Below are 6,101 nucleotides of genomic sequence, written 5' to 3'. Positions count from 1 at the left end.
CGCCACCACCGTCGAACACTTCGAGGCTCTCCTGCCCTGGAATCTCAAGGCTGAGCAGTTGATCACAGCGTAGCGAGCCCAGGAAGGATGGGGTTCGTGGAGCGCTTACGGATGAACCGCCGTATCCAATCAACGTACGCCTGCTCCGTGCGGATGCTGTAATGCTTTACGCGGATGCGCTCCCGGACACGGTCGAGCAATCGCGGCGACGCTGGCGCTGACGGGTCTGCAGTCATGGGTAGGACACGCTAAAAAAACGTAAGGGATTGTATTGTTGCATGAAGTCGTCTTGATGTAGAGTGCATACATTCGTGCTGACGGGTTGAGATCCGTCATTTAGGCGGTCCACTTATAGTTAGGCAATCTATGAACTCCGACCTAAGCAAGTCTGTTACATGCGCTATCGGTGAGTACCTCGCTCTCGCTGAGCTATTGAAGCGAGGACATGAGGCATTTATCGTTCAAGGCCCAACCCAAGAAGGATGGGACGTCGCGGTCATTAGAAGAGACGGCGAATTCGAGAGAGTGATTCGCGTACAGGTGAAGACCATTGACTGGCCAAAAAACAATCGACGCACAGTCACACTCAGCAATGCGCTGGCATTTGACTATCTTGTTGTTGTTCTTCTTGACTTAGAAAAAGCACACAGCCGGTATCTCATACTCTCAAAGTCTGAAATTGATTCGTTAGCCTCACCGGAAAACCCAGACAGGAATAACAAATCACGATCTTGGTATATCGCCAAAGACTTTTCTGAATCAGATGTTGGTGTTCATGAGGACAAATGGGAGAAAATCAAATGCGGGTAAATATGAAATTAAAATTAGCAGTCTTATTCTTTTTCTGCTCCCCCATGCTGCACGCTGGTGAGCATTTTAGTAAGCTTGATGATTTCACTGGGGAGACAAACAAGGGGTTTGTCACTACCGAAAAAGAAGCCGAGGCTAATCGTGCGATTTATTTAATAGGTGGCTACAACAAAAACAGAAATACCGTATCGCTATTTGTGCAGCCTCTTTCAGGAGCTACTTCCTGCAACAAGAAGTATCTGCTTCTGAAAGACAGTGCGGGTGTAATTCACAAGCTGGATGCAAATGAAAAGGGGTTAAATAAATGCATTGTCCCTAGCGTTGATGCCGATCTTGTTAGAAAGCCATTCAAAGTCAGAATTCCAATGCATAGCGGTGCCGATCTGGATATTGAAATCGACACCACGACATTGGACTTGTCGAAGCTGTAATTTCGTGATGCAACCCGGTGGCAACTGTTCTGAAAAGTCGGCGCTGGCGATACGGCAATATTGCCTAACACTGCGCTCCAAGGGACGCTGCGCGATAAAGCCGCGCAGCGCCCCTGAGCTTGGACGTTAGGCCGAAAACGCATGCAACATAACCGCCACTTACAATAACTCATGAACATTATTGCAATTCAAATCAACCAGATCCAAATTTACAGATTAAGCTCGTTCCCGGAGCAGAGGATTAACCAGCTGGTCAGTGAACTCAATGTACATTATGGGAAAATAAATAATTACATTGAGGCACAAATCGAAAGAGAAAGAATAGATGTCGAGGTAATTGATTCACTCACCAAACTTGAAGAAATTGCCCGACTTGCTCCTCATCGGATACAGGTCACCCCTATGAGTGGAGACTTCCGGCTGGGGGTCGATCTGCTCGAATCTATTATTGCGTTACTTAACACACAATCGGGCCATGCGAGCACGCGCAAGAACCTTCTAAATCTGGGCTGGGATTTACTCCGAAAGCTGTATCCATTCTCATATGAAAGGCTCGTGCAAGAGGCGTTGCGTTTCAGTTGGCTAAAGCGCAATAATCTAGTCCGCTCGCACGAAATCTCACGATGGAACCATCAAGGCACAAGTCAGAACGAAAGCAAAGTGAGATTCTCCCCTTCGGAGGAAGAGATTGATAATTTTTACAACAAGAATAGACAAGAGCTTTACGAATATATGATCTATGAGATGGGGTCCGACAGAAGCCCTCCTGATCCTTTCGATCAACTCGAAGCTGCCGACTTTTATCACTACCATCGCACCCTCTCTAATGTCATCGTACTCCCAGAATCTACGGCCTAACCATTCGCTCCAACCGACCGTCAAAAAGCTGCGCTTTTTGCCGCCGGCTGAGCTCGCGCGTTAGCCTGTGAAAAAACCTATGCCTCGTCAACTTTCCAAGCAGCCATTATTAAAGGCCAAAATTCTGGCCGTTCTATTGAAACTAGCTGATGACAAGAAGGACGTTGACTTTAAGAGCGAGGGAATCGAGGAACTATGGGCGCTGGGCGGCCACAAAATCGAAGAATATCTCTTCGAGCTGTCCGAGCAGAAAGCGATCTACTTCGAAAGCATTGGGGAAGACGGGTTTGCACCCATCATCATCTGTTCGGTCACGAAAGAGACGCCAGTTCACCTCCTGTCCTGCCTGGCAGAAATCAGTAACGATAAGAGTCTTCTCGATACGCGGATCAAATCACTACTTCAACATGATCCCAATCGGCTGATGTTTGACATTTCTGAGTCAGAAAAGCACATCAAGCAAGCAAGGGAACAACTTGCCATTAATCCGATCCTCGAACCACTTCAGAAGCCGCTAGAAGATATCGAACGGCACTTCGAGAGTATTCGGAAGGTTGCAGAGAACTACGATGACGTCTACAAAAACATCCTGAAGCCGGTGCAGGAAGAAAGCAGGAGCGGGATCCGCGCTACCGTCAAGTGGGCAGTCATCGGCATCGTTGCTTCTTGGCTCCTATCCAACTACGAATCGATCATGAAATTCATCACCACACTACGCGGTGCAGGCTAACCAATCATTCCAGCGGACCGCCTGCGGCGCCCGCTGAACTCAGACGTTAGATGATCAAAGAGAATTGGTTTCACTCGCAGCGGAAATATCAAAGAGAAAAATAAAACCATGAATAAATACGAAATACTTTCTCTTGGAATGTCCGCCCTCGCTCTCGCCGTCTCAGTTACCACTGCCTACTTCCAATATAAAACAAGACAAGACTCGATTGAAGAAAAGGTAAAAATTGAACTAAAAATGGTTCACAACAAAACGCCTCTAAACCCATTAGATTTAAGAATGATTAGTGGCGTAGAAGAAAGGAAGGATCTTGAGGCGGCTATATTGCTTACAAACATTGGGAGCGTCCCCACTCGAATTTTGGAGGTTGGCTATCAAGATTTCGATTTGCCAACGCATGCATTTTATGCAAATACAGAAAACGCCAAAATCCTATCTCCGGGTGAGCAAGCAATATTCAATATTCCAGATCTGATAAAAATCGACAAACAACTTCTCGACGACATCAGACTGGGGGAGCAAAAGAATGCAAGAATATTTGCCACCTCAACAAAAGGGGCCCGATTCGAGGCGCCAGCAGTCATTGAGGTTTCCAAGTAAGCCTATTGAATAATTTCGTTATCTAACATTTCGTCGCAGCCGACCGCTACGCGGCGGCTGAACTCAAGCGTTACAAAGAGCCTCTACAAAGCCCTTTCAGGGGAACGTAGTCCCGACTTCGACACGATTCTCAAGATAATCGGTGCTCTCGGGCTGAGACTGCGCGCCGAGGCCAGGCATACGTAACAGGGGCCCGGCAGACCTGCGCGAAAAGCCGCGCAGGCCGCCTACCCCGTCGCGCCCGCTTCCGAGCGCCGAAAAACCGACGAAAACCCCGATCAGAGGCTGTCGCCGAAATCCTCGCGGAACTTGGCGACCAGCTTTTCCTGCCAGTTCGACACCGGCGCCAGGCGGCCGTAGAAGAAGCGCAGGATTTCCGGCTCCTCGGTGAACACCAGCCCGCCGATCAGGCGGCGGTTGGCGTACAGCCATTCGAGGCGATCGACCGCGTACTTGACCTGCGACAGGGTGAACACGCGCCGCGGCAGGGCCAGGCGGACCAGCTCCATGTTGGCGAAGATCTCGGTGCCGTCGGGTTCGCGCTGCTCGGACAGGGTGCCGCGCTCCATGCCGCGAATGCCGCCGGCGATGTACAGCGCCGAAGCCAGCGCACCGGCCGGATACTGGGCCTGCGGGATGTGGTCGACGAACTTCATCGCGTTGATGTGGCAGCCCAGGCCACCGGCGGGGGTGATCACCGGGATGTCGCGCTTTTGCAGCTCATCGACCATGTAGCCGATGAACTGCGGCCCCTGGTTGATCACCTCCTCGTCCATGGTCTCTTCGAGGCCGACGGTGAGCGCTTCCATTTCGCGCACCGACATGCCGCCGTAGGTGAGGAAGCCTTCGTACAGCGGAATCAGCCCGCGCATGCGGCGGTACAGTTCCTCGCTGCGCATGCACATGCCGCCGCCGCGGGCGCAGCCGAGCTTGCGCGCGGAGAAATAGATGACGTCGCACAGGTCGGCCATCTTGCGGGTGATCTCGCGGATGCTCAGCGCCTTGCAGCTTTCCTCGCGGTTCTTGATGAAGTGCAGGTTGTCGGCGAGCAGGCTGGCGTCGAGCACCAGCAGCAGGCGGTGCTGGTCGCAGACCTTGCGGATGTCGGCGAGGTTCTCGAGCGAGAACGGCTGGCCGCCGATCAGGTTGGTGCCCGCCTCCATGCGCACGAAGGCGATCTTGTCGGCGCCGTGCTTGCCGATCACGGCCTGCAGCTTGGCGACGTCCATGTTGCCCTTGAACGGATGGACGCTGACGACTTCCAGCCCGGCGTCGGACACGAGTTCCTCGACGATGCCGCCGTTGAGGGTGATGTGCGCCTTGGTGGTGGTGAAGTGGTAGTTCATCGGCACCACCGAGCCCGGCGTCACCAGCACCTGGCCGAGGATGTTCTCGCAGGCCCGGCCCTGGTGCGCAGGCAGGAAGTAGTCCATGCCGAAGATGTCCTGCAGCTTGGCCTCGAGGCGCGTATAGGTGGCGCTGCCGGCGTAGCTGTCGTCGGCGATCATCATCGCCGCCTGCTGCTGGTCGCTCATCGCGTTCACGCCGCTGTCGGTCAGCATGTCCATGAAGACGTCGGCGTTGCGCAGCAGGAAGGTATTGTTGCCCGCCTCGGTGATCGCCTCCAGGCGGCGTTCCACCGGCGGCAGGTTGAGCTTCTGGACGATGCGCACCTTGTGCATTTCAAGGGGAACCGACTCGCCACCGTAAAATTTCACTTTCGCCATGCCTGCTTTCCTCCACACGCCGTGTTGTGATCAAAGGCGCCAATCGGACCACGACCGACCTTTCGCTGCGTTGACCGGCGGCAAATGTCCGGCGATTCGCCGCCGCTGTTTCGCCTCCGGGGGGTGGCCCCCGACGTTTTGCCCCGGTGCCCGCCGGACGCTCAGCGCATGCGCAGCGGCAGGCCGGGCGGCAGCGGAACGGCGGTGACGTTGTTCTGCGGACTGCCGTCGATCAGCTTGTCGCTGTACACGAGATACACTAGGGTGTTGCGCCTGACGTCGGCCATGCGCACGATGCGGATCTTCTTGAACAGGATCGAGGCGCTCTGCGAGAACACCTCCTCCTGCTGGCGCAGCGCCTCGGTGAACGCGATTTCGCCCACCTGGCGGCACGCGACCGAAGCGTCGGCGGTATCTTCGGCCAACCCCAGGCTGCCCTTGATACCGCCGGTGCGCGCCCGCGACACATAGCACGACACCCCCTTGACCTTGGGGTCGTCGAACACTTCGACCACCACCTGGTGGTTGCGCCCGATCAGCTTGAAGGCGGTGTCGACGCTGCCGACCTCTTCGGCGTGCGCGTTCATGCCCAGGGTCAGGGCGAAGGCCAGCAGGGCGGTGGCGGTTTTCAAGGTCATGCGCTCCTCGTTCGGGTTGGGGCTGCGCGCAGCCTGCGGCAGCACGGAGAGTGAAACGCGGGCCGGCTCCGGAGAAGTCACCAATGCGGCGGGATCTCGTCTTCCGGACGCAGCGGATTGGCCGGCTGGATCGTCTTCACCTGCTGGGCGAGCTGGCGCAGGTGCTGGCGCAGCAGGTCGAGCTCCTGCTGCTGGCGCCAGACCGTGCGATTGAGTTCGTCGACCAGGTCTTCGACGGCCATCAGCTTGGTTTCCAGTGTTTCGATGCGATCTTCCATGACGTTTCCGATGCGTGCAGGCGCCGGAT

10 protein-coding genes are annotated in these 6,101 nt (G+C 54.7%); 6 read left to right on the top strand and 4 right to left on the bottom strand.

Features of this window, described 5'->3' with window-relative positions; genetic code table 11:
• Nucleotides 1-62 precede the first annotated feature (62 nt).
• Entirely contained in the window at nucleotides 63-236 is a 174-nt protein-coding gene (locus MXC99_RS04845) for a phage integrase N-terminal SAM-like domain-containing protein (protein ID WP_432654230.1), read from the bottom strand.
• A 130-nt stretch (nucleotides 237-366) separates the two neighbouring features.
• Between MXC99_RS04845 and MXC99_RS04840 the strand changes: the two genes are divergently transcribed.
• The 6 genes from MXC99_RS04840 to MXC99_RS17050 all read left to right on the top strand — a co-directional run bounded on the left by MXC99_RS04840 (nucleotide 367) and on the right by MXC99_RS17050 (nucleotide 3,615).
• Nucleotides 367-810: a hypothetical protein gene (locus MXC99_RS04840; RefSeq protein ID WP_247724412.1), complete on the top strand. Its 444-nt coding sequence runs from the start codon at nucleotides 367-369 to the stop codon at nucleotides 808-810.
• Nucleotides 786-1,241 (top strand): hypothetical protein, encoded by a 456-nt coding sequence (locus MXC99_RS04835; protein ID WP_247724411.1) that lies wholly within the window; start codon nucleotides 786-788, stop codon nucleotides 1,239-1,241. Before MXC99_RS04840 ends, MXC99_RS04835 begins: the two co-directional genes overlap by 25 nt.
• Nucleotides 1,242-1,412: 171 nt before the next feature.
• On the top strand, nucleotides 1,413-2,099 hold the full coding sequence (locus MXC99_RS04830) for a hypothetical protein (protein ID WP_247724410.1): 687 nt from the start codon (nucleotides 1,413-1,415) through the stop codon (nucleotides 2,097-2,099).
• A 79-nt stretch (nucleotides 2,100-2,178) separates the two neighbouring features.
• Nucleotides 2,179-2,829, top strand: a complete 651-nt coding sequence (locus MXC99_RS04825; protein WP_247724409.1) for a hypothetical protein — start codon at nucleotides 2,179-2,181, stop codon at nucleotides 2,827-2,829.
• Between the two features lie 108 nt (nucleotides 2,830-2,937).
• Nucleotides 2,938-3,429 (top strand): hypothetical protein, encoded by a 492-nt coding sequence (locus MXC99_RS04820; RefSeq protein WP_172739456.1) that lies wholly within the window; start codon nucleotides 2,938-2,940, stop codon nucleotides 3,427-3,429.
• A 9-nt stretch (nucleotides 3,430-3,438) separates the two neighbouring features.
• Complete coding sequence (locus MXC99_RS17050; RefSeq protein ID WP_432654232.1) at nucleotides 3,439-3,615, top strand: DNA-binding protein; 177 nt, start codon at nucleotides 3,439-3,441, stop codon at nucleotides 3,613-3,615.
• Nucleotides 3,616-3,707: 92 nt separating this feature from the next.
• Here the strand turns inward: MXC99_RS17050 and MXC99_RS04815 are convergent, their stop codons facing one another.
• The 3 genes from MXC99_RS04815 to MXC99_RS04805 form a co-directional block, all read right to left on the bottom strand.
• Nucleotides 3,708-5,156: a tryptophanase gene (locus MXC99_RS04815; RefSeq protein ID WP_247724408.1), complete on the bottom strand. Its 1,449-nt coding sequence runs from the start codon at nucleotides 5,154-5,156 to the stop codon at nucleotides 3,708-3,710.
• A 161-nt stretch (nucleotides 5,157-5,317) separates the two neighbouring features.
• Nucleotides 5,318-5,794 (bottom strand): CreA family protein, encoded by a 477-nt coding sequence (locus MXC99_RS04810; protein WP_432654229.1) that lies wholly within the window; start codon nucleotides 5,792-5,794, stop codon nucleotides 5,318-5,320.
• 77 nt (nucleotides 5,795-5,871) lie between these two features.
• A complete protein-coding gene (locus MXC99_RS04805; RefSeq protein WP_247724407.1) occupies nucleotides 5,872-6,072 on the bottom strand; it encodes a SlyX family protein in 201 nt (66 codons plus the stop codon).
• Nucleotides 6,073-6,101 lie beyond the last annotated feature (29 nt).

It is taken from the genome of Thauera aromatica, from assembly GCF_023093595.1.
In the GTDB taxonomy this organism is placed as follows: Bacteria; Pseudomonadota; Gammaproteobacteria; order Burkholderiales; family Rhodocyclaceae; genus Thauera; species Thauera aromatica_A.
This window is presented reverse-complemented; position numbering and strand designations above follow the sequence as displayed.

Coding starts and splice junctions, on each gene's coding strand:
- MXC99_RS04830 (WP_247724410.1), top strand. CDS start 1,413: ATGAACATTATTGCAATTCAAATCAACCAGATCCAAATTTACAGATTA.
- MXC99_RS04840 (WP_247724412.1), top strand. CDS start 367: ATGAACTCCGACCTAAGCAAGTCTGTTACATGCGCTATCGGTGAGTAC.
- MXC99_RS04835 (WP_247724411.1), top strand. CDS start 786: ATGGGAGAAAATCAAATGCGGGTAAATATGAAATTAAAATTAGCAGTC.
- MXC99_RS04820 (WP_172739456.1), top strand. CDS start 2,938: ATGAATAAATACGAAATACTTTCTCTTGGAATGTCCGCCCTCGCTCTC.
- MXC99_RS04805 (WP_247724407.1), bottom strand. CDS start 6,072: ATGGAAGATCGCATCGAAACACTGGAAACCAAGCTGATGGCCGTCGAA.
- MXC99_RS04815 (WP_247724408.1), bottom strand. CDS start 5,156: ATGGCGAAAGTGAAATTTTACGGTGGCGAGTCGGTTCCCCTTGAAATG.
- MXC99_RS04845 (WP_432654230.1), bottom strand. CDS start 236: ATGACTGCAGACCCGTCAGCGCCAGCGTCGCCGCGATTGCTCGACCGT.
- MXC99_RS04810 (WP_432654229.1), bottom strand. CDS start 5,794: ATGACCTTGAAAACCGCCACCGCCCTGCTGGCCTTCGCCCTGACCCTG.
- MXC99_RS04825 (WP_247724409.1), top strand. CDS start 2,179: ATGCCTCGTCAACTTTCCAAGCAGCCATTATTAAAGGCCAAAATTCTG.